21 protein-coding genes and 1 tRNA gene are annotated in these 20,849 nt (G+C 64.9%); 14 read left to right on the plus strand and 8 right to left on the minus strand.

From position 1 onward, the window contains the following. Nucleotides 1–46: 46 nt before the first annotated feature. The gene (locus tag MAB_RS00350; protein WP_005082864.1) at nt 47–1,405 is read right to left on the minus strand and encodes a DUF3662 and FHA domain-containing protein; all 1,359 of its coding nucleotides are present in this window, start codon (nt 1,403–1,405) and stop codon (nt 47–49) included. Nucleotides 1,406–1,662: 257 nt separating this feature from the next. Here MAB_RS00350 and MAB_RS00355 point away from each other — a divergent pair. The 9 genes from MAB_RS00355 (at nt 1,663) to MAB_RS00395 (ending at nt 8,161) form a co-directional block, all read left to right on the plus strand. After that, nucleotides 1,663–1,745: transfer RNA gene (locus tag MAB_RS00355), tRNA-Leu, on the plus strand. 492 nt (nt 1,746–2,237) lie between these two features. Then, nucleotides 2,238–2,852, plus strand: a complete 615-nt coding sequence (locus MAB_RS00360) for a hypothetical protein (protein WP_005114868.1) — start codon at nt 2,238–2,240, stop codon at nt 2,850–2,852. Further along, a complete protein-coding gene (locus tag MAB_RS00365; protein WP_005112824.1) occupies nt 2,852–4,018 on the plus strand; it encodes a glutathionylspermidine synthase family protein in 1,167 nt (388 codons plus the stop codon). The genes MAB_RS00360 and MAB_RS00365 overlap by 1 nt, the downstream gene beginning before the upstream one ends. 38 nt (nt 4,019–4,056) lie before the next feature. Continuing rightward, the gene (locus MAB_RS00370) at nt 4,057–4,494 is read left to right on the plus strand and encodes a DUF350 domain-containing protein (protein ID WP_005082867.1); all 438 of its coding nucleotides are present in this window, start codon (nt 4,057–4,059) and stop codon (nt 4,492–4,494) included. A gap of 136 nt (nt 4,495–4,630) precedes the next feature. After that, the gene (locus MAB_RS00375; protein WP_005082868.1) at nt 4,631–5,218 is read left to right on the plus strand and encodes a TetR/AcrR family transcriptional regulator; all 588 of its coding nucleotides are present in this window, start codon (nt 4,631–4,633) and stop codon (nt 5,216–5,218) included. Nucleotides 5,219–5,642: 424 nt separating this feature from the next. Then, on the plus strand, nt 5,643–5,951 hold the full coding sequence (locus MAB_RS00380) for a PE family protein (protein WP_005091736.1): 309 nt from the start codon (nt 5,643–5,645) through the stop codon (nt 5,949–5,951). A 5-nt stretch (nt 5,952–5,956) separates the two neighbouring features. Beyond that, entirely contained in the window at nt 5,957–7,489 is a 1,533-nt protein-coding gene (locus MAB_RS00385) for a PPE family protein (RefSeq protein ID WP_005098619.1), read from the plus strand. A 65-nt stretch (nt 7,490–7,554) separates the two neighbouring features. Then, nucleotides 7,555–7,848: a type VII secretion system protein EsxS gene (locus tag MAB_RS00390; RefSeq protein WP_012296264.1), complete on the plus strand. Its 294-nt coding sequence runs from the start codon at nt 7,555–7,557 to the stop codon at nt 7,846–7,848. A gap of 22 nt (nt 7,849–7,870) precedes the next feature. After that, the gene (locus MAB_RS00395; RefSeq protein ID WP_005112827.1) at nt 7,871–8,161 is read left to right on the plus strand and encodes a WXG100 family type VII secretion target; all 291 of its coding nucleotides are present in this window, start codon (nt 7,871–7,873) and stop codon (nt 8,159–8,161) included. A gap of 66 nt (nt 8,162–8,227) precedes the next feature. Here the strand turns inward: MAB_RS00395 and MAB_RS00400 are convergent, their stop codons facing one another. Next, nucleotides 8,228–8,563: a DUF4873 domain-containing protein gene (locus MAB_RS00400; RefSeq protein ID WP_005086104.1), complete on the minus strand. Its 336-nt coding sequence runs from the start codon at nt 8,561–8,563 to the stop codon at nt 8,228–8,230. A gap of 146 nt (nt 8,564–8,709) precedes the next feature. On the opposite strand from MAB_RS00400, the gene MAB_RS00405 reads away from it, so the two are divergent. Further along, nucleotides 8,710–9,756 carry an AurF N-oxygenase family protein gene (locus MAB_RS00405; protein WP_005086106.1) on the plus strand — a complete coding sequence of 349 codons (1,047 nt, stop codon included), beginning with the start codon at nt 8,710–8,712 and terminating at the stop codon, nt 9,754–9,756. Continuing rightward, nucleotides 9,753–10,208: a nitroreductase/quinone reductase family protein gene (locus MAB_RS00410; protein WP_005086108.1), complete on the plus strand. Its 456-nt coding sequence runs from the start codon at nt 9,753–9,755 to the stop codon at nt 10,206–10,208. Before MAB_RS00405 ends, MAB_RS00410 begins: the two co-directional genes overlap by 4 nt. 21 nt (nt 10,209–10,229) lie before the next feature. Here MAB_RS00410 and MAB_RS00415 read toward each other — a convergent pair whose 3' ends face one another. The 4 genes from MAB_RS00415 to hrpA form a co-directional block, all read right to left on the minus strand. Continuing rightward, on the minus strand, nt 10,230–10,730 hold the full coding sequence (locus tag MAB_RS00415) for a nucleoside deaminase (RefSeq protein ID WP_005112830.1): 501 nt from the start codon (nt 10,728–10,730) through the stop codon (nt 10,230–10,232). Between the two features lie 37 nt (nt 10,731–10,767). Continuing rightward, the gene (gene cynS, locus MAB_RS00420; protein WP_005072180.1) at nt 10,768–11,238 is read right to left on the minus strand and encodes a cyanase; all 471 of its coding nucleotides are present in this window, start codon (nt 11,236–11,238) and stop codon (nt 10,768–10,770) included. Nucleotides 11,239–11,387: 149 nt separating this feature from the next. Continuing rightward, nucleotides 11,388–12,272 carry a transcriptional regulator CynR gene (cynR, locus tag MAB_RS00425; RefSeq protein WP_005112831.1) on the minus strand — a complete coding sequence of 295 codons (885 nt, stop codon included), beginning with the start codon at nt 12,270–12,272 and terminating at the stop codon, nt 11,388–11,390. Nucleotides 12,273–12,381: 109 nt separating this feature from the next. Next, nucleotides 12,382–16,287 (minus strand): ATP-dependent RNA helicase HrpA, encoded by a 3,906-nt coding sequence (hrpA, locus tag MAB_RS00430; RefSeq protein WP_005134001.1) that lies wholly within the window; start codon nt 16,285–16,287, stop codon nt 12,382–12,384. A 36-nt stretch (nt 16,288–16,323) separates the two neighbouring features. Between hrpA and MAB_RS00435 the strand changes: the two genes are divergently transcribed. Then, nucleotides 16,324–17,061, plus strand: a complete 738-nt coding sequence (locus tag MAB_RS00435) for an SDR family oxidoreductase (RefSeq protein WP_005086116.1) — start codon at nt 16,324–16,326, stop codon at nt 17,059–17,061. Here the strand turns inward: MAB_RS00435 and MAB_RS00440 are convergent. After that, nucleotides 17,058–18,287, minus strand: a complete 1,230-nt coding sequence (locus tag MAB_RS00440) for a MinD/ParA family ATP-binding protein (protein WP_005072184.1) — start codon at nt 18,285–18,287, stop codon at nt 17,058–17,060. The two genes, MAB_RS00435 and MAB_RS00440, sit on opposite strands and share 4 nt — an antisense overlap. A gap of 186 nt (nt 18,288–18,473) precedes the next feature. Further along, nucleotides 18,474–18,806, minus strand: a complete 333-nt coding sequence (locus MAB_RS00445) for a hypothetical protein (protein ID WP_005112834.1) — start codon at nt 18,804–18,806, stop codon at nt 18,474–18,476. Nucleotides 18,807–18,979: 173 nt separating this feature from the next. Between MAB_RS00445 and MAB_RS00450 the strand changes: the two genes are divergently transcribed. Beyond that, complete coding sequence (locus tag MAB_RS00450; RefSeq protein WP_005087440.1) at nt 18,980–19,627, plus strand: response regulator; 648 nt, start codon at nt 18,980–18,982, stop codon at nt 19,625–19,627. A 5-nt stretch (nt 19,628–19,632) separates the two neighbouring features. Beyond that, nucleotides 19,633–20,820, plus strand: coding sequence for a sensor histidine kinase (locus MAB_RS00455; protein WP_005112836.1), 1,188 nt, complete (start codon nt 19,633–19,635; stop codon nt 20,818–20,820). The last annotated feature ends 29 nt before the right edge of the window (nt 20,821–20,849 follow it).

The following is a 20,849-nucleotide window of genomic DNA, read 5'->3' on the forward strand; positions in this document are numbered from 1 at the left end:
GTGTCGAACGCGGTGTCGCTGATGCGGTCGCTGTTCCTCGGTTTCCCTACTGGACCCGAACGATGATCTCGGAGTGTCCCAGCCGGATGATGTCGCCATCGGCCAACTGCCACTCGGTGACCGGCGCGTTGTTGACAGTGGTGCCGTTGGTCGAATTCAGATCCGACAGCAGCGCGGCGTGTCCGTCAAAGCGCACCTCGAGGTGACGGCGGGAAACACCGGTGTCCGGCAGGCGGAACTGTGCATCCTGGCCACGGCCGATCACATTGGTGCCCTCACGCAGCTGATAGGTGCGGCCACTGCCGTCGTCCAGCTGCAACGTGACGGTGGTGCGGCCGCCGCCGGGACCACCGGCGGGGGCGCCGTAATCGGGGCTGCTCTGGTAGCCGCCCTGCTCGTAGTCGCCGTACTCCGGTGAGCCATAGCCACCCTGCTGCGGCGGGGCGCCGTAACCGCCCTGCTGCGGGTAGGCCGGGGGACGCCCGTAGTCCTGGCCGGGAGGGGGGCCCTGCTGGCCGCCGTACTGGCCGCCGCCATAGCCGCCACCCTGCTCGTACTCGCCGTAGTTGGGGCGCGGAGGCTCGCCGTAGCCGCCCTGCTGCGGCGGGGCGCCGTATCCGCCACCCTGCTGCGGCGGGGCGGGCGGACGTCCGTAGTCGCCACCGCCCTGCGGTGCTTGCGGCGGAGCACCGTAGCCGCCCTGGTCGTAGCCGCCTTGCTGGGGGGGACGCTGCTGGTAGCCGCCTTGGTCGTAGCCAGCTGGGGGGCGTCCATAGTCCTGGCCGTACGGCTGGCCCTGTCCGTAGCCGCCGCCCTCATAGCCACCCTGGCGCGGGGGGTATCCCTGGCCGCCCTGCGGCTGCTGACCGCGCGGATCCTGATCGGGACGCCCATAACGGTCGTCCTCTCGGCCGTACTCTTCGCCGGGGCGGCCCTGCTGGGGACCTGGATTGTCAGTCATGGGTGCTCCTGGTTGTGGATCCGGGGTCGGAGGGGCAGTCGTCACGGCGCCGTGCGGACGGTCCCGCTTGCTATCGGGATTGACCACACCGCGCGTACGAAACTGGCCGGTGTGCAAGTTCGGTGATTGTTCGAATCGGACAACAACCTCACCATACGTTTGCCACCCCTGATCGCGAATATATTCGCGCAGGAGTTCGGCGAACGTGTCTGGGTTGAGATCGCGGTCGTCGGCCGCTTTCTCGTGATCTGCGGTGCTGAGCAGAACAAAGAACTCGTTGGGAGCCAGTAGCCGCCCCTGGCCCGCTGACCGGACTCCGTCGGCGGCTTCCCGGCGCAGCGACGCCTGCACTTCCTGCGGGACGATGCTGCCGCCGAATACGCGGGCGAAGGCATCGCCGACCACGTCTTCAAGCTTGCGCTCAAAGCGCTGGACAATTCCCATGCCTTCCTCCTTTCGGCGATCGCGCGGAGGGTGCTGCGCGCATGACACAGCGCACCGCCGCGAGCGGATCTCGAATAGATGGTATCGGTTTGATGATCGGCAGCATCCACTCCTCTATTACGAGACAACATCGTCTTGGCACCAAGTGGCCTTCTATGCATGCTGTTTATGGTGATCCGCAGGTATTCGGGTGGCTGTGCCGACCGATCGCGGTTCGGAGGTGGGGTTCTGATCGTGATAAGCTGCCGCGGTCGTTGGGGCGAGTGGCGGAATGGCAGACGCGCTGGCTTCAGGTGCCAGTGTCCTTCGGGACGTGGGGGTTCAAGTCCCCCTTCGCCCACAAGCTGTGTGGGCTGGGAAGCCCAACGACAAAGGCCGGAGACCCTATGGGGTTTCCGGCCTTTTCTCCTTTGGCCGGGTTTTAGAAACGCATCAAGGTACGCAAGGTACGCAAGGTAGTAGTAGTACGGCCCGTCTTCGGGGTCGTGCACCGAGTTGACCGCTTCGGTCAGTCCATCGGCCACGTGCGCGTTCCTGAACGACGCGCGGTGCCGCTTGTGACCGCAGTCGATGGCACCGAGAAGGCCTGCGGTGATCAGCACGAAACCACTGCCGCGCCTATTGTCTGCGGCCAGCCGTAATCACCGAGAAAGATCAGGGGGACACCGCCGAGCAGACCGAGTCCAGCCAGTACGAGGCAGGCGATCCCGCCGGTCGGGCAACGGGAACCTGCGCGTGGGCTGTCGGGCGGCGGTGCGAAAGGTAATGCGCGGTTACTGCTGTACGGTCATCTCGAGTGTGTTTTTGATGACTCGGGCAAAGGGGGGAAGAAATGCCCGACCCTCTCTTAGACGGTCCCGACGCGGGTCGGCCTGATGCACCACCAGGGCGGGGTGCCCTGCGGTGGCAAGAGCCCGGCATCACGCTGCCACGGCCGCCCACCGTCGCCGAGGCGCGGGCCAGAGACAAAGCGCGACGGACCCGGGAGGCCGCGCAGAAGCTGGCCGAGGTGCAGGCCGAGAAGGCCGAGGAAAGGCGCCGGACCCGCAAGAAAGTTCTGATGGGTTCCGCGGTGGTGGCGGGTATCGCCGCGGTGGTGGCGGTGGGCTACGCCGTGATTGATCGAGATGACGATGTCGAGGCAACCTGCGTACAGCAAGGTTCCAACGTCGTAGCCCCCGAGGAGTACTGCGAGCGTGGTACCCCGTCCTCGGGTGGCACGTTCATCTACGCGGGCTCCCCGTACCAGTACTACTACGGTGGGCAGAACCGCGGTATCGGCACGGTCGCTACGGGTGGAAGTCTGGAGCTGCCGCGCGGCACAACCGCGAGGACCAGCTCGGGCACCCGGATCTCCAAATCCGATGGTTCCGGGAGTGTTTCACGCTCCCCGTCCGTTTCACGCGGCGGCTTCGGATCCAGTAGTTCGGGAAGTTCGGGAAGCTGATGCGCCGCGAACGTGGCCGGCCCCGCCCCGGCTGGGAGCAGACCGTCGTCTCGCAAGGCATGTGCTACGGCACGCCGGCCCGGATGGCGGACGGGAGCGACCGTCCGTACTGGGACGAGTCGGTCCACTATGTGTTCGATATGGACGAGGTGCTGTCGCTCGAGGCGACCGTCGAAGTGCTGCACTCCATGTGTTTGGAGGCCGTTGAACAGGTGGTTCTCCTGGGTCGCTACCACGATTTCGGTCTGCCCGAATGGACGTGGGAACATATCGAGAAATCTTGGCGCAGAAGCGATCCGCATCTATATGGTCGCTTTGATCTCCGGTACGACGGGCAGCGGCCGCCTGTTCTGCTGGAGTACAACGCCGACACCCCCACTTCGCTGCTGGAAGCCGCTATCTTGCAATGGCATTGGAAGACGGATGTATTTCCCGACGATGATCAATGGAATTCACTGCATGAGCAACTCGTGGCGCGCTGGAAGCATATCGGTGGTCAACTGCCTGGGGCGGAAACGCATTTCACCTGGTCGTCGGCGGACCAGACGGGCGAAGACCATGTGACCCTGGCCTATCTGCAGGAGTGCGCGGCCGAGGCTGGCCTCAACACCGTGGGTCTGCCTATTGAGCAAATCGGCTGGGACCATGACCTCAACCGATTGGTGGATCTGGAAGAGGCGCCGATCGAATCGATCTTCAAGCTGTATCCGTGGGAATGGATGATCGATGACGATTTCGGGAGCCACGCCGTGGATCTGCTGCCGGAGACCCTATGGATCGAGCCGCTGTGGAAGACGCTCCTGAGCAATAAGGCGATTCTGGCGATCCTGTGGGAGATGTACCCAGGCCATCCGAATCTGTTGCCTGCCTACCTGGACAGTCCCCGGGAGCTGACCGAGTACGTGCGTAAGCCGAAGCTGGGCCGGGAAGGCGCCAATATCACGGTGGTGGGTGCGGGATTCGAGACGGCGACCGGCGGTGTCTATGGCGAGGAGGGCTTCGTCTATCAGCTGTTGGATCCGTTACCTCGGTTCGACGGTATGCGGCCGGTCCTGGGAGCGTGGATAGTCGGTGACGAATCGGCGGGCTTGGGGATACGCGAGACAGCCGGGCTGATCACCGACGACGGCGCCGCGTTCGTTCCTCATCGAATACCACTTTTGTAGTCACACACTGGGTTCCACACGAGACGGGATGGAGAGCCATGAACACAGCGGGATACTGGTCGATCGTCGCTCATGGGGCCGCGGCGATCTGGCTTTATGCGGCGGTGGGATTCGTCTTGATGACCCTAGGGTTCTTTGTGCTGGACTGGACCACACCGGGCCCCTTGCGGCAGATGGTTCGCGCGGGCCTACCCAATGCCGCAGTGATTGCCGCGGCGGGCCTGTTGTCGCAGGCATTCGTGATCGTGCTGGCCATTTACACCGCTTCGGGCAATATCGCCGAAGGCTTGATGCGTACCTTAGTTTTTGGGCTTATCGGTATTGCGGCTCAAACGATCTGCATCAGGCTGATCGAGTGGGTGATGGGCATCGATGTCGGCGAGCTACTGGCGCACCAGCGGTTCGCACCGGCGGCATTGGTGGTGGCCGCGGCCTACCTCGCGGTGGGTCTGGTTATCGCCACCGCGATTCTGTAGCCCCCGACATATGACGCCTATGCGGTCAATCCCTTTGCGGGGAAGATTGCGAGTGCGGCGCGGCGGGCGGGGGTGCCAGGAAGAACACTCCGCTACCGTCATATGGGTGCAACCGGTCCGTACTGGCAGTAAGGGAATGCCTCGTCAGGAACGGGAGCAATGGATCTTGACCGCCGCAGCCGCGGAGTTCGGGGAATCGACCTTCGCCGGATCGAGTATGAATGGGATCGCTGCGCGCGCCGAGGTGTCCAAGGCCTTGGTGCTGGCATATTTCGGCTCCAAAGAAGACCTCTACGTCGCGTGCGTGGAGCGCGCCGGTGAGCGCATGGCCGCCGCCATTGGCGGTGCGCTGTCTGGAGAGACCGCACGTGCCGAAGTGGCGGAGGCGGTGTTGACGGCGATCTTCACCGCACTTGAAGACCGCCCCAGCGACTGGCCGGTGCTCTACGACAGGACGGTGCCCGACGGACGGGCCCGAGATGCGGCTCGCCGTCAGCGGACCGCCCTGCGAGCACAGGCTGTTGCCGCCGTGACCAGAACGCTTGGGGCCGTTGGTCTCAGCGACGACGATGATCTTTCGGCGGCGACGCTCGTTTGGGAGAGCATGGTCTCAGCACTCGTGGATTGGTGGCGGCACCACCCGGAACGCTCTGCGGATGAGATGGCTGGGCGCGCGCGGCGGGTGCTCACCGCATTGTCGGATCGCGCCACCGACGGCCGCTGATCCCCCTCCGACCTCAGTGTTGCTGGTGACCTGCGCCACAGTTGTGCGATGTCCTGGGTGAGGTGAATCGACCGCACACTGAACAGACTTCTCTGGAGACTAGTCCGATAAAGCCCTGGTCAGGCTCTGCGTCTCATCGGCCGTGGCACCACCGGCCATATGCAGCAATCTATATACCTTGGTTAAAGACAGCTCAAGAGCTATGTATCAATTTTAGGCGAACTCTCGACACTCGTATTAGGTGATGCTAACTTCCCTGCATGCGGTCGCCGATTCCCAAGGCGCGATGGTCACCAGTGGCTATTTCAGCTACTCATCAGTGCCAGCCGGGGCAGGTGCGCGTCTGCCCCGATTCAGTGGGATCGGGCGCGACCGCGTATTCGCTCGTCGGCGAGCATGCTGCTCAGGGAAGGGAGTACCCACGATGAATCTCAACGTCGTTCCGGAAGGTCTGACCGCCACCAGTGCGGCAGTGGAGGCGCTCACCGCGCGTCTGGCCGCCGCCCACGCCGCGGCCGCACCGGTGATCGGTGCCGTCGTGCCCCCGGCGGCCGATCCGGTGTCGCTGGAGACCGCGGCGGGCTTTAGCGCCCGTGGCATCGAGCACAGCGGTGTGGCTGCCCAGGCTGTCGAGGAGCTGGGCCGGGCCGGACTCGGTGTGTCGGAGTCCGCGGCCAGCTACACCACCGGGGACATGCAGGCCGCCGCGGCGTACATGATCGCGCGGGGTTAACACCGGTGTCGGCTCCGATTTGGATGGCTTCTCCCCCCGAGGTCCATTCGGCGCTGCTGAGCGCCGGACCCGGGCCGGGCGCACTGCTGGCCGCTGCCGCGCAATGGCAGGCGTTGTCCACGCAATATGCCACTGCCGCAACAGAACTTACCGAGCTGCTGGGCAGTACCGTCGCGGGTTCGTGGCAGGGCCCCAGTGCTATGCAATACGCGGCCAGTCACGCCCCTTACCTGGCCTGGCTGACCCAGCAGAGTGCGATGAGCGCCACCAACGCCGTGCTGCACGAAACCAGCGCCGCTGCCTACACCACCGCCCTGGCGGCCATGCCCACCCTGGCCGAGCTGGCCGCCAACCACATGATCCACGGAGTGCTGCTGGCCACCAACTTCTTTGGTATCAACACCATTCCCATCGCGCTGAACGAGGCCGACTACATCCGGATGTGGATTCAGGCCGCCACCACCATGGGCGTGTATCAAGGTGTTTCGAGTGCGGCCCTGGCGGCCACAACACCTACGCAGCCATCGCCGATGATCATGGCACCCGGCGGCGAAATGTCCCGTATGTCGGCCGACATGATGTCAATGGCCGCACAGCCGCAAGCCGCCGAATCCGGCAGCGCGCTCGATAGCAGCAACAACATCATGGATCAGCTGATGCGGTTCATGACCAATCCGCTTGGCACGCTTCAGGACATGATCGAAGACTTCATGAGGAACCCGGTAGCCGCGTTCTTTGCGTGGTTCCCGCTCTTGTTCTTCATCGCGTACGAGGCCTTCTTCATTCCCTTCGGGTTCACCTTCTGGGGCGTGCTGCTTTCGGCGCCGGCCTGGCTGCCGATCGTGCTGGGGCTCGCGCTATCGGCGCTGGTGCCTCCCGCAGGGATCGAGGAGCCGGGCCAGGAGGACGAGCCGGGCAGAGAGCCGACCCGCATTGAGCGAAGGAGTCCGCAACAGGATTTGCAACTGGCTCATGTCCCTTCGGGCTCACCGACACCGGGTGGCTCGACAACCACCACGGTGACGTCCGGCGGCTCGGCACCACCGGCACCGGCTCCGGCCACGGCTACTCCGGCTTACATGGTGTACGCGGTGCAGGAGGATCCACCGGCGGCAAGGTTTGGGCCGACGCTCAATGAGGGCAGCGGCGCCAAGGCGCCGGCGGCCGGAATCTCTGCCGCCGCCGCGGCTGCCGCCTCGGCACGCTCACGCGCGCGCCGCAAGCGCGCGGCGCGGATCAAGGATCCGGCTCCGCAGTTCATGGACATGAACTCGTCGGTGGCTCCGGACTTTTCGGAGTCCGCGGCGCGGCAGACCACGGGCGTCGGGGCGTCGGCGCGAGGTGCGGGCCGACTCGGTTTTGCCGGCACCGCTCCGGCAGCGGCCGGGACGACGGCGGCTGCCGGGCTGGTGGAACGGGACAGCGGTACGGCCGAAGCATTGGACGGCGCACGTACCGTACCGATGCTTCCCACCAGCTGGGGCACCGATTCCGAACACGGCCCAGACAGGCCCGCCGAAGGGGGGTCCAGCACCTGACCGGCCCGCCCGAGCTCCATCGACCATCTGGATTACCGACAACACAACATGATTGAGGAGATGTTATGAGTTTGCTTGATGCGCATATTCCGGCTTTGGTGGCCGCGGAGGGCACTTTTGGTGCCAAGACGGCGTTGATGCGTTCGACGATTTCGCCGGCGGAGTCGGCGGCGTTGTCGGCGCAGGCGTTTCATGTGGGTGAGTCCTCGGTGGCGTTCCAGGCTGCGCATGCCCGGTTCGTGGAGGTAGCGGCCAAGGTCAACGCGCTGCTGGATATCGCGCAGGTCAACCTCGGTGATGCCGCGGCCACCTATGTGGCCGAGGACGCCGCCGCCGCCAGCCGTTACGTCGGCGTCTAACCCCAACAGACAGGACAGAGAAATGTCGCAGATTACTTTCAACTACCCCGCGATGCTGGCCCACGCCGGTGAGATGAACACCTACTCGGGTGTGCTGACCGCACTGGGTGCTGACCTGGCCGCCCAGCAGGCCTCCCTGCAGGCGGTCTGGCACGGTGATACCTCGATGAGCCAGGCCGCCTGGCAGGCCCAGTGGAACACCGCCATGGAAGAACTCATCCGCGCCTACCGCGCCATGGGCTCCACCCACGAAACCAACACCTTGTCGATGAACGCCCGCGACATGGCCGAAGGAGCCAAGTGGGGCGCATAGCCAGCGACTGACGATTCCTACATAAGGACCAGAGACATGAAACAGTCTCTGGTCCTTATGTATTGGCTAGTCGCGGTCATGCGGCAGTCCAGCGGGAGGGAAGGGAGGGCGGCCACTGCCGCGCAGGCGGTATCGCCCCCACAGATCGATCTCGTCAATGATGACAGCGGCCTGCCCGTGGGCCGTGCGGATAGCACCCGATGCTCTGTCTCTGCCGAACCGAGCCAGTGAACTTGTCCCAGAATCGGTTCGGCCGTGCCAGCGGTAGGTGCCGTCGATCGGCTGGAAGAGGCCGCGCAACCGCACGCGGGTCTCGAACTCTTCGCCCTCGATCACTAGGGTCGCCGGACCGCAGTAGTCCACCCCGTCGTCCATGTGCGCGGAATCGTCGATCAGCCGCATGCCCACCCCTTTCACACACGTTGAGTAACGGGTCTTGCTTCCTGAGCGGGAAGGAGTAACGTCCAACTATACCGAACAGTATATACCCGGTACTTATAGTAACAACAGATCGCGACGGTGTGTTCGCCGCGGGATGGGAGTGGGTAATGGGTGTTGAAGTCACGAGCCAACGAGGCCAGGTTCGCACACGTCCGGATGCGGATCCGCAGCGCGCGCTGGAGCGACGGCTCAAGGCCTCGGCCGAGAAGTACTACGACCCGGAGATCGACATCGACTGGGAAGCCCCGATTGATCCCGCCCGGCCTTGGCTGAGCCCACATCGAGTGGGTCTGGAGGGCACCGAGCTCTGGGAGAGTCTCACTCGGGAGCAGCGGCTCGAGTTCGGAAGGCAACAGCTGGGCTCGATTCTGATCCTCGGTATCTGGTTTGAGACCGCGCTGGCCGTTTTTCTGTATCACGATCTGATGGTCAGCCCCGTGACGGGCGGCCGGAGCAGATATCTCCTCACCGAAATCGGTGAGGAAACAAGGCATTCCACAATGTTTGCCCGTCTGGTAGAGAAGATGGGTGAAGACGCCACGGCGGTGGAGTTCCGTGTGCCGCGTTTCGCGCGTGGCGCGGTCCCGTTCTTCAGTGCGTTGGTGCCGGTCGGTCCCGCGATGTACACCGCCGTCTTGATGGCAGAAGAGATATTGGATCGCCTGCAGCGTGAAGGAATGAACGATCCTGCGTTGCAGCCGCATGCGCGTGCCGCCATGCGGATTCACGTGATCGAGGAAGCACGGCATGTCTCGTTTGCGAAGGACGAGATCGTGCGTGGTTACCGTGATGCGGGGCCTGCCGGCCGCTTTCTTACGCGTGTTGCAGCGGGCGGAGCCGCACTGCTCTTTCCGGCACTGGGGTTGGCCAATCCGCGGATGTACCGGGCGATAGGGGTCAATCCGGCGGCGGGCATGCTCACGGGCTTCTTGGCACGACGCTACGGTGAGAACGCACGGTTCCTTTTCGGTCCGATGGCGCGTTTCTTCTATGACGCAGGAATCATCAAAGGCATTCCCGCAACGATCCTTTGGCGCCTCTCCCGGGCCCTGCCGGAGGATGTGAAGGCGCAGCTGGGGCGAGACGGCGGCCTCCGTGGCCGCCGAGCTCACCTATCGCTGGTGCGTCCGGCGTCGAATGTGCACCAAGCATGACCCGCGCGCGTACCCCCGACTGGGTGTTGGGAGCGGGAGCCCGGGCCATGGAAACCAGCCATCGGTTGCTCCTCGCGGCAACGGGAGGGCGGCTGGGGCAGCGATTCGGGAGCAACCACACCGTTGAATTGCATGTCGCCGGGCGGAAAACGGGTCGCCGCATCTCGACGCTGCTGACCTCGCCCGTCTATGCGCCCGATCGGTTGGTGCTGGTTGCCTCAAAAGGTGGATCGTCGGATCACCCCGACTGGTACAAGAATCTCGTGGCCAACCCGACCGTCGAGATCACGGCGGACGGCGCCACTCGGCAGTATCACACGCGTACCGCCTCTGCGCAGGAGAAAGCCAGGTTATGGCCGAGCATCGTCAAGTCGTTCCCCGGTTACGACGGATACCAGCGCAATACCGATAGGCAAATCCCGGTCGTGATTTGTGAATTGACGACCGGCTGACGGCAGTGCGCGGTATCGGCGTCAGGTGGCGGTGGGTGCTCCGGCGACGTGGCGATTGCCGCCGTTGCGTTCCTGCCATAGCCGGTAGACGTCGACGGCGTCGTCGCGGGCCTGATAGTGCATGGGCAGCCGCCGCCGGTCCCAGGGTTTGGCGAACTCGCCATAGAAGGTGTTGAACTCGAAGTACTTTCGATCGTCGACATAGTGCGGTTGATAGGCCTCGCGGGTGGTCAAGAAGACGACCTCGTCAGGCGAGCAGTAGTAGAGCGCACCCAGGCACATGGGGCACGGTAGGGCCAGGATGAATATGGTGCTGCCGGCCAGATGCTCGGTGCCCAGCCTGGTGCAGGCCTCACGGATGGCCAGGATCTCGGCATGTGCGGTGGGATCGTTGGTCTGGGCAACTCTGTTGGGGCTCTCGGCGAGTACAGCGCCGTCCTTGACGATGATGGTGGCAAAGGGTCGACCGCCCTCCTCGACGTTACGTCGTGCGAGGTCGATGGTTCGTTGTGCGAAGTCCATGGGATTCCTTATGTGGGACTCGAAGATTGGTGACCGATCAGAAGGGCACCGTTGGCAGGTACTTACCATCGAGGGTGACGACCGCGCGATACCCGCCGTCGGGGTCGGGCACCTTCCGTACGTCCAGTTTGAAGTTGATCGCACTGATGATGCCGTCTCCGAACTGCTCATGGATCAGTGCCTTCAACGTGGTCCCGTACACCTGGAGCATCTCGTAGAAGCGGTAGATCGTCGGATCGGTCGGCACCCCAGCGGGAATCGATCCGCGTGTCGGGATGGTCTGCAGCAGTAAGGCCGCGTCGTCCCCAAGGCCCAATAGGCCAGCGACGGTGTCGGCGGCCCGCGGGGGCAGCGGGTGCTGGCCGAGCACGGCCGCGGTGACGAACGCGGGTGAGTATCCCGCCGCGTCGGCGATCTGTTGCCAACTCAGGTCTTTGGCGATCTTGGCCTCCACGGCCGCGATGGCCAGCTCTTCGCGACTGGTGGGATCGAATTGCGCGTGCACCACGGTGTCTGTTCCTCTCCGGAGACGGGCTAGGGGTGAGTCCAGGTGGATGCCGGTACCCGTCGCTGAGTCCAGAGTGGGCTAGCTGGTGCTATAGAGTCCAATACTTGTATTCAATGACTTCTATTGGTCCAACGAATAGCTGATGAGGCTCAGCGCCCTCGGGCGCCCGCATGGACCATCTCCGTGAACGCGCGCGCCGCGGCCGAGTGATAAGCGCTGCTGCGGCGCAACAACTCCACGGTGCGGATGGGTAATGGCGGCGACAGCGGCACCAGGTGCAGGTCGGAATGCTCATGTGCGATCGCGTCGGGAAGCACGGTCGCCAGCGATCCTCGCTTGACGAACTCCAGCAGGGCACTGATCGAGTTGGCTTCGACGGCAATGTGCGGGGCGACCCCGAGGCCGGCGAAATAGGCGTCGATGTCCTGCCGCGTCGCGAAATCCGGGCTGAGTAGGCCCAGCGCCTCACGGGAGAGTTGAGCCACCGGCAGCGAACGGTGTCGCATCGCCAGCCGGTGTCCGGTGCCCACCACCAGGCGCAGAGTCTCGGTGAATAGCGCACAGTGGTCGATGCCCGCGGGATGTGGTCCCGCGAAGGCGATACCCAGATCCAGGCGGTCGGCCAGCAGATCGGCCTCGATGCGGTCCTGCGTTGTCTCACGCACCGTGAGGGTGATACCTGGATGCGCGCTGTGGAACCGATGTACCAGTGGCCCAATGAAATAGGCGGTAAACGTGGGCGTCATGGCGATGCGGAGATGCCCGCGCGACAGATCGTGCATATCGTGCACGGCGCGTTCTCCGGCATCCAGATCGCGCAGGGCCAGGCGTGCGTGCTGGGCGTATGCCTCGCCGGCATCGGTCAATCGAACGGCGCGACCCGAACGATCGAGCAGGATCACTCCAAGCGTGCGTTCGAGCTGCTTGATCTGCTGGGACAGCGTCGGTTGCGAGATGTGCAATGACTCGGCCGCGCGGGTGAAATTGGCGTGATCGGCTACTGCGAGGAGATACCGGATATGACGCAGTTCCATCGATGTCACTATAGATCGCTATAGACGACATCAATCGTCATGATCAGATGCATGTCTTGGACACCATAGATTTTCGTGGTCGCCGGAGCTCGCGCACGGCCCGGGTGTGTCAGCGAGCCGCGTTGATGGCCTTGAGGATTCGCTGCTCGCTTACGGCCCGCGCGGTACCGAGCTGTTGGGCCCACAGGCTCACGCGCAGCTCTTCGATAAACCATGCGATATCCCGGATGTCGGGATCGTCGGCACGGCCGGCGGGCAGATCGCGCAGCAGGTCGTCATAGGCGTCTTCAACGGCATGCACGCGGTGCATCCGCTCGCGGTCCGCTTCCACTCCTTGAGGTAGCCGCTCCAGCCGTTTGCCGATAGCGTTGACGTAGCGGGCCAAGTCGGTCAAGCGCGCCGCTCCGGTCGCCGCGACAAACCCCGCATCCAGCAGCCTGTCGAGCTGGTCGCGCATGTCGGCAATCGCCTCGGATTGCGCCGCAGGCGCTTTGGTGGGCAGTGCTACCTGCAGCTCACTCCAGGCCTGCACCACCTTCTCGACGCGTCGCACGATGTCGAGGGTGGTCGCCGCCAGACTCTGTGCGGCGCGGTCCCGTAGCGCGGTGAACTCCGCGCGCGTCCACACCGGCACCGGCGCCAGCAGATCCGTGGCGGCGTCCGCGCAGTCGTCCAGCAGCGCCGACAGCGGACCATCCGGATTGGACGAGAGCAGCAGTCGGGAACGCGGATCGAGGCCTCGCTCCACAGTTTTCATGGGCGATGGAATCGACAGCCGCAACAGGCGGCGGGCACCAGTGGCCATGGCCGCCCGTTGCTCGGATTCGGTGGCGAACACGTGAATGTCCACCGAGGTGCCGGCGTCGACCAGCGCGGGATATCCGCGTACGGTGTGTCCGCCGCTGACTTGTTCGACGGTGTGGGGCAATTCAGGCAGATCGCCGGGCCACGCGCGCAGACCGCTGCGCTCCCACTGCCCCGCTACCGCCGTAGCAACGGCTTGACGCGTGGAATCCGCGAGCCGCTGTTGCAGGGCACTCAGATTCTTGTCGCGGGCCACCTCGGCGCCATCGGCGGATTCGACGACAAAGGTCACCCGGAGATGCGGCGGAACCTTATCCAGGTCGAATGCGTCGGTGGGCACTCGAATGCCGCTGAGTCGATGCAGTTCGCGTGCTAACGCGTAGACCAATGGTTCGGATCCGGGGTCGAGATTCTGCAGCACCGCGCGCGCCGTGTCGGGGGCGGGAACGAAGTTGCGGCGCAGGTCTTTCGGTAGCGACTTGATGAGTGCGGTGACCAGTTCTTCACGTAAAGCCGGTACATGCCAGGCAAATTCATCGCCCCCGAGGCGCGCGAGGACTTCCACCGGTATGTGTACCGACACGCCGTCGTCGGCAGCGCCGGGCTCGAACCGATACGTCACGGGGAGCGCGACATCGCCCGCACGCCAGGTGTCGGGCATATCGGCTCCCGCATCCGCGGTGCGTAGCAGTTCGTCGCGCGTGAAGGTGAGCAGGTTCGGCGTCTTATGGCGCTGCTTGCGCCACCACGCGTCAAAGTGCCTCGCCGACACCGCATCCGCGGGGATGCGTGCCGCATAGAGCGCGTAGATCTCGTCGTCACCCACCAGTAGGTCGCGCCGGCGGGCCTTGTCCTCCAGTTCGGACAGCTCGCGCAGTAGCCGCGCGTTGTCCCGCAGAAAGTGATGCTTGCTCTGCCAGTCACCCTCCACCAGCGCGTGCCTGATGAACAACTCGCGGGCCAGCTCGGGATCGACCTGTGCATAGCCGACGCGGCGGCGTGGCACTAGGGGCAGACCGTAGAGGGTCACCCGTTCAAAGGCCATCACGGCTCCGCGCTCGGCATCCCAGTGCGGCTCGCTGTAGGTCTTGTGGACCAGATCCCCGGCGAGCCTTTCCACGGCCTGCGGTTCGACACGTGCGGCGATGCGACCGAACAAACGACTGGTCTCCACCAAATCGGCCACTACCACCCAGCGTGGCGGCTTTTTGGTCAGCACCGAGCCGGGAGCGAGCACGAACTTGGTGTTGCGCGCGCCGGAATAGTCGCGGGTATCGCCCTCACGCAGACCGATGTGTGAGAGCAGCCCGGCGATCAGGGCGGCATGGACCAGTCCCGGGTCGGCGCGCTCACCCGACTCCCGGATACCGAGATCGCGGGCGATACTGCGCAATTGCCCCACCAGATCCTGCCATTCACGGATGCGCAGGTAGTGCAGGAACTCGTTGCGGCACATGCGGCGAAACGCGCTGCCGGACAGTTGGCTGCGCTGATCCTGGAGATATCGCCAGAGGTTCAGATAGGCGATGAAATCCGAATGGTCATCGGCGAACCTGGCATGCTTCTGCCGCGCGGCCTCCTCACGGTCCGCTGGGCGTTCCCGCGGATCGGGAATCGATAGCGCCGCGGCGAGCACCAGAATCTCTTCGACGCATCCCTCGGCGTCGGCCTGCAGGATCATCCGGCCGATCCGCGGGTCGAGGGGAAGCCGCGCCAGGCGTCTGCCCAGTTCGGTGATGGTGCCGTCGGCGCTGAACGCGCCCAGCTCCTGTAGCAGCTGTACGCCGTCGCGGATGCTGCGCTTGTCGGGCGGATCCAGGAATGGGAAGTTCTCGATATCGCCGAGCTGCAGCGCCGCCATCTGCAGAATCACGGCGGCAAGGTTGGTGCGCAGAATCTCCGGATCGGTGTAGCGGGGCCGCGCCTCGAAATCCTGCTCGGAGTACAGCCGGATGCAGATGCCCGGTGCGGTCCGTCCGGACCGCCCTGATCGCTGCGCGGCGGACGCCTGGGAGATGGGCTCGATGGGCAGGCGCTGCACCTTGGTGCGACGGCTGTAGCGGGAGATGCGTGCGGTCCCGGGGTCGATGACGTACCGGATGCCCGGCACCGTGAGCGAGGTCTCGGCGACATTGGTGGCCAGCACCACGCGCCTGCCGGTGTGCGATGCAAAGACCTTGTGCTGCTCGGCAGTTGGTAGCCGGGCGTACAGCGGCAGCACTTCGGTGCCGGCGCGGACAATGTCCCTCAACGCTTCTGACGTATCGCGAATCTCGCGTTCGCCGGACAGGAACACCAGAACGTCGCCGGGCGGCTCGTTCTGCAGCTCGCGTACCGCATCGGCGATGGCCTCGGTCTGGTCGCGTAGCTCGGTACGGACTATCTCGTGATCGGGGTCATCGGGTTCGTCCTCCGCCTTCGCCCCGGAGGTGCCGTGCACCGGCACTTCCAGCGGCCGATACCGGATTTCCACCGGGTAGGTCCGCCCCGAGACCTCGACAATGGGAGCGTTGCCAAAATGTGCCGAAAAACGTTGTGGCTCAATGGTGGCTGACGTGACGATGATCTTCAGGTCGGGCCGCCTCGGTAACAGCTCGCGCAGGTAGCCGAGTAGAAAGTCGATATTGAGGCTGCGCTCATGTGCCTCATCCAGGATGAGCGTGTCGTAGCGGAGCAGCCGGCGGTCGCGCTGGATCTCGGCCAGTAGGATGCCGTCGGTCATGAGCTTGACCAGGGTGCGATCGCTAGCCTGATCGGTGAATCTAACTGTGTAGCCGACGGTTTCACCGAGCTGGGTGCCCAGCTCTTCGGCGATGCGTTCGGCGACGGTGCGTGCGGCGAGTCTGCGTGGCTGGGTATGGCCGATGGTGCCGCGGATTCCGCGTCCCAATTCCAGGCAGATCTTGGGCAGCTGCGTGGTCTTTCCCGATCCTGTCGCACCCGCGACAACCACCACCTGATGGGCGGAGATCGCGTGGGCGAGCTCTTCGCGATGCGCGCTGACGGGCAGATCGGGATACGTGATGACCGGAACCGCCGCGGCACGGGTGGCGATCAGCGCCTCGGCGGCGGTGATCTGCTCGGCGAGCTTCGTCAGCGCGTCCGGGTTTGTGTCACGCTGATTCTTCAGGCGGCGTCCCAGGCGGGACGCGTCGCGAAAGGTCACACCGTCGAGGCGCGCGCGCAACTCAGTACGGGACAATTCGGACACTCCAGCAAGGATAGGCGGTCGGGTAGCTTCGCCCACGTGACAGGGTTCTTGTCCGGCACCGCGTTCGCCGACCGCACCGTCGTGCTCATCGGCGGGGGCACCGGCATTGGTTTGAGCGTGGCCCGATTGGTGACCGCGGCCGGCGGTGACGTGGTGCTCGGCGGGCGTACACCGGCAACCCTGGCGGTGGCCGCAGAGGAGCTGGGCGGCAAGGCGCGTTGGCATCTGGTGGACACCGCACACCAGGCGAGCATCGACGCCTTCTTCGACCAGATCGAGGTGTTGCACGGGTTGTTCACCACGGCCGCGACCTACGTGACCGGTTCGATCGCCGCGCTGTCCGTGGAACAGGCCGCCACGCCGTTCGAGTCGAAGTTCTGGGGCCAGTACCGCGTGGTGAAGTCCGCGCTCCCCAAGCTGTCCTCCGATGCCTCGGTGGTGCTGATGTCGGGTGCTGCCAGCGTCCGGCCTGCCGGAAGCGCTCCGGCCTATGTCGCCGCGAACGCGGCCATCGAAGGCCTGGCGCGCGGGTTGGCCCACGAGCTGGCGCCCATCCGGGTCAACGCGCTCTCCCCTGGCACCGTGGACGGGCACCTCTGGAATCAGCGCCCGCCCGAGATACGTCGACAGGCTTTCGAGCACATCGCCGCAGCCGCCACCCTGCGCCGACCGGTCACGGAAGGTGAAGTCGCCCAGGCCGCGGTGTATCTACTGCTGAACTCCGCGACAACCGGCTCGACGCTGTACACCGACGGCGGTTACGCGCTGCGTTAGACGCTCCAGGCGCTGGCCAGTCCCGCGGAGACGGAGGCCGCTGCCGTCAACAACCCGTGCCAGGTCTCCGGCTGCAGCTGTTGAATATCCAACGGGCCCGCGGTCGCGATGTGCGGGTCATACGGCACGGCCACGATGTGGTTGGGCGAGATCCAGCGATGGAACCGGGCCACCATCGCCGCCACCAGGCGTTCGGAGTTCCTGCGATCTTCGCGATTGTCGTAGCCACGAACGTGGTTGATCACCACCACCATCCGGGGGATCAGGTGCTCATAGCCCTCGGCGATCAGCCATTCGATCGCGCGCACCGCGCCCTCGGCGCCCACCGGCGTGGCGGCCGCCACCAGCACCACGCCGTTGGCGCAGCGCAGCACACCCGGCATCACCGGATGCCAGAAGTCCACACCGGTGTCGGTGATCAGCAGGCTGTAGAGCCGTTGCAGCCGATGGTGGGCCTGGGTGTAGATCTCCGCGTTCAGTTCTCCGCGTGGGCGCACCGAATGTGAATTGGCGGCAAGCACATCCAGGCCTGTTTCGGAGTTCTGACCGACGAAGAAGCGCAGATCGAAATTGCGTTCCGGCTCGTGCTGCGCCAGCACGTCGGCGAAGGTGGATGAGGCCGACGGGTCGATCCATGAGGCCAGGTTGGCCGACTGGCCGGGGTCGGCGTCCGTGGCCAGCACCATGTCCTTGCGGCGCAGCTCGGAAAGCACCGATCCGAGCGCGGCGGTGATCATCGTCTTGCCGACGCCGCCGTTACCGCCCAACACGGCCAGGGAGTGGATACCACGCCAGGGGCTGCGCACGACGGCAGTGAGTTCCCGAAGCTCGGCCTCCTCGCGGGACTCACCGGGATTGATGACTCCAAAACTTCCGCGGTACACCCATTTACGCCAGCCCGCGGATGCTGGGCGACGCAGTGGAGGAAGAATCTCCGAACGGAGCTGGGCTCCCAGCGCGTCGCCGATGGCCGGCGGAAGATCCACCAGCGGGTCGTGTGGCGGCACCGCATCGACAATGGAAAGCGGCCCGCGGGGCGGCAATTGGGACGGTAGCGGCTCCGGTTGGGTCTGCTGTTGTTGCTGTGCGGCTGCTTCCGCGCGTTGCCGTTTGGCGTGCGCGCCGAGCTTGATGGGAATGATGGGACCGGTCCGGTCGAGGATCTCGTCCTCGGAGCCGTCCGCCACGGAGTCGTTGGGCGCACTCACGACAATCTCCTTCTCCACCAGAAGCTCTCTGGCCCAGCGCTCTGACAGTTGCGTCCTGCGTCGCGGGCAGCGTGAGACCCGTCGCATACGCAGTCTCGTATGGCCGGAGCACCGTTGGCGAGCGCCGTTACCCACCCGTGTCTGAATCGGCACCAAATGGGACGAGGTTGGTGCGTACTCGAGACCAGCCCCTCCGCCCGCGCCTCAGCAGGTGATGTCCACGTACATGGTCTTGGTGGTCGTGGTGGTGGTGAAGACGCCTGGTCGCTTGTTGCTCGGCAGGCCGTAATCGGACCGAACAGTGGTCTGTCCGGGACGGACGCTGCTCGCGGTGCACTGGTTGAGGGCCTTGGATCCGGTCTTGCTGACGATCACGTGGTAGCCCTGCGACTGCAGCTCTCGGACGGTCTGCTGGGCGTCGGAGCCGTCGTTCTGGTCGGAGCCGTCGTTCTGGGCGGCCGCGGTGCCGAGCGCGCACCCGAGCGGCGCGAGCGCGAGAGTGGCTGCGGTGATTCCGGTGATGAGGTACCTCTTCATGATTTCTCCTGTGCCAGTTGATCTTTAAGGTGGATCACCGGGAGCTTGGTGATAGTTCAACGATGCGGCGGCGAAGCCGGAAAGTCTGTCGGGCGACCGACGGATGCACCGGGGGATCTTGATGTCCCCCAATCGGGGGACAGGCGTGGATTTAGCGTGTCAAGCTTGCGTTTATGCAGGTGAGCGGCGAACTTGTGCGGGTCGTCGTCGGGGACGATCACCCCCTCTTCCGGGAGGGCGTGGTGCGGGCGCTCACGGCCAGCGGGCAGATCACCGTGGTCGCGGAGGCTGAGAACGGCACCGGCGCGCTGGAACTGATCAGGGAGCACCGGCCCGATGTCGCGTTGGTGGACTACCGAATGCCGGAGTTGGACGGCACCCAGGTGGCAGCCGCGGTACGCCGTGACGAACTACCCACCAGGGTGCTGCTGCTCTCGGCACACGACGACGCGGCCATTGTGTATCGCGCATTGGAGGAAGGGGCGGCCGGATTTCTGTCGAAGGAATCCACTCGGACTGAGCTGGTCGGCGCCGTGCTCGACTGCGCGCGGGGACGCGACGTGGTGGCGGCAAGCCTGACGGCGGGGCTGGCCGGCGAGATCCGCAAGCGGGCACAACCGGCGGGGCCCTCACTGAGTACCCGCGAACGTGAGGTGCTCAGGATGATTGCCGCCGGGCAGACGGTGCCGGCGATTGCCAGGGCGCTGTTTCTGGCTCCCTCCACGGTGAAGACTCATGTGCAGCGCCTGTACGAGAAGCTCGGTGTCGGCGACCGTGCCGCGGCGGTGGCAGAAGCGATGCGCCGCGGCTTGCTGGAATAGCTGCGATGACCCGGCTGGATAACATGGCCGACTATTTCGCCGCTGAACCCATGCGGGTGTCGGCCTGGCTGCGGCTGCCGCTTATCGGGTTGATAGTGCTGCTGGGTTCAGATCCGAATATTCAGATGTGGCACAACGGCGTCTACTACGGGGTGCTGGCCGCGTACACGCTGTCGGCCGTCGTATGGGTGGGGATCGCGGTACGCGGACAGGTTGCCGATTGGGTTGCTCCCGCAGCCACTTCGGCAGATATCGCCGCCGTGGTGATGCTGTGCCTGGCATCCGGCGCAGGCAACACCGAGTTGCTGCCGGTGTTCTTCCTGCTCCCCGTGTCGGTGGCTTTCCAGGAACGGCCCGCTATCACGGCAATTCTCGGGATCATCACGGCCGTAGCATATTTCGGCATACTTGTGTACTACATCGCCGATGGCAATCTGGAGAGGATTCCGGGCGACGAGTACGTGACCTGGGCGGCGCTACTGTGGTTGACCGTCTTCACGACAGGTATGTGCTTTGTGCTCAAACGCCGTTCCGCGCGCGTCGTCCAGCTGGTGCACATACGTGAGCAGTTGGTCCTGGAATCGATGCGTGCCGACGAGCGCCGCAATCGCGAGGTGGCCGAGCGGCTGCACGATGGTCCGCTCCAAAATCTGTTGGCGGCTCGTCTGCGCATCGAGGAAGTACTTGAACGCCAGTCGGATCCGGTGCTGACGGCGGTGCACTCATCGTTGCGAGAGACGGCGGCCGAGCTACGCGGCGCGGTGTCGTCGCTGCATCCGCAGGTGTTGATCGAGCTGGGATTGACGGCGGCGATCCGGGAGCTGGCGCGTCAGCACACGGCGCGTGGCATCGTCGACGTCAGCACGGCCGTCGAGGAGGTGGGCAGCCCCCCGGCGCAACCACTGGTCTACCGCGCGGCCAAGGAATTGTTGACCAATGCTGTGAAACACGGCAGGGCCAAGAACATTCGGGTGGAGCTCAGCTCGCGACGGTGCTGGCTCACCCTCGTCGTCACGGATGACGGCCGGGGCTTCGACCCGCGTGATCTCGTGCTCTCGGTTGCCGATGGGCATATCGGCCTGGCCTCGCTGACCGTTCCCATCGAGGCCGCCGGTGGCGCAGTCACGATCACCTCGGCGCCGGGCGCCGGTACCCGGGTGTCCGTCACGGCGCCGGCCGATATGGCAGCGTAGAGGGGTCCGCTGGCCGTCACGGGCCCGCC

The organism is Mycobacteroides abscessus ATCC 19977 (assembly GCF_000069185.1).
GTDB classification, from domain to species: Bacteria; Actinomycetota; Actinomycetes; order Mycobacteriales; family Mycobacteriaceae; genus Mycobacterium; species Mycobacterium abscessus.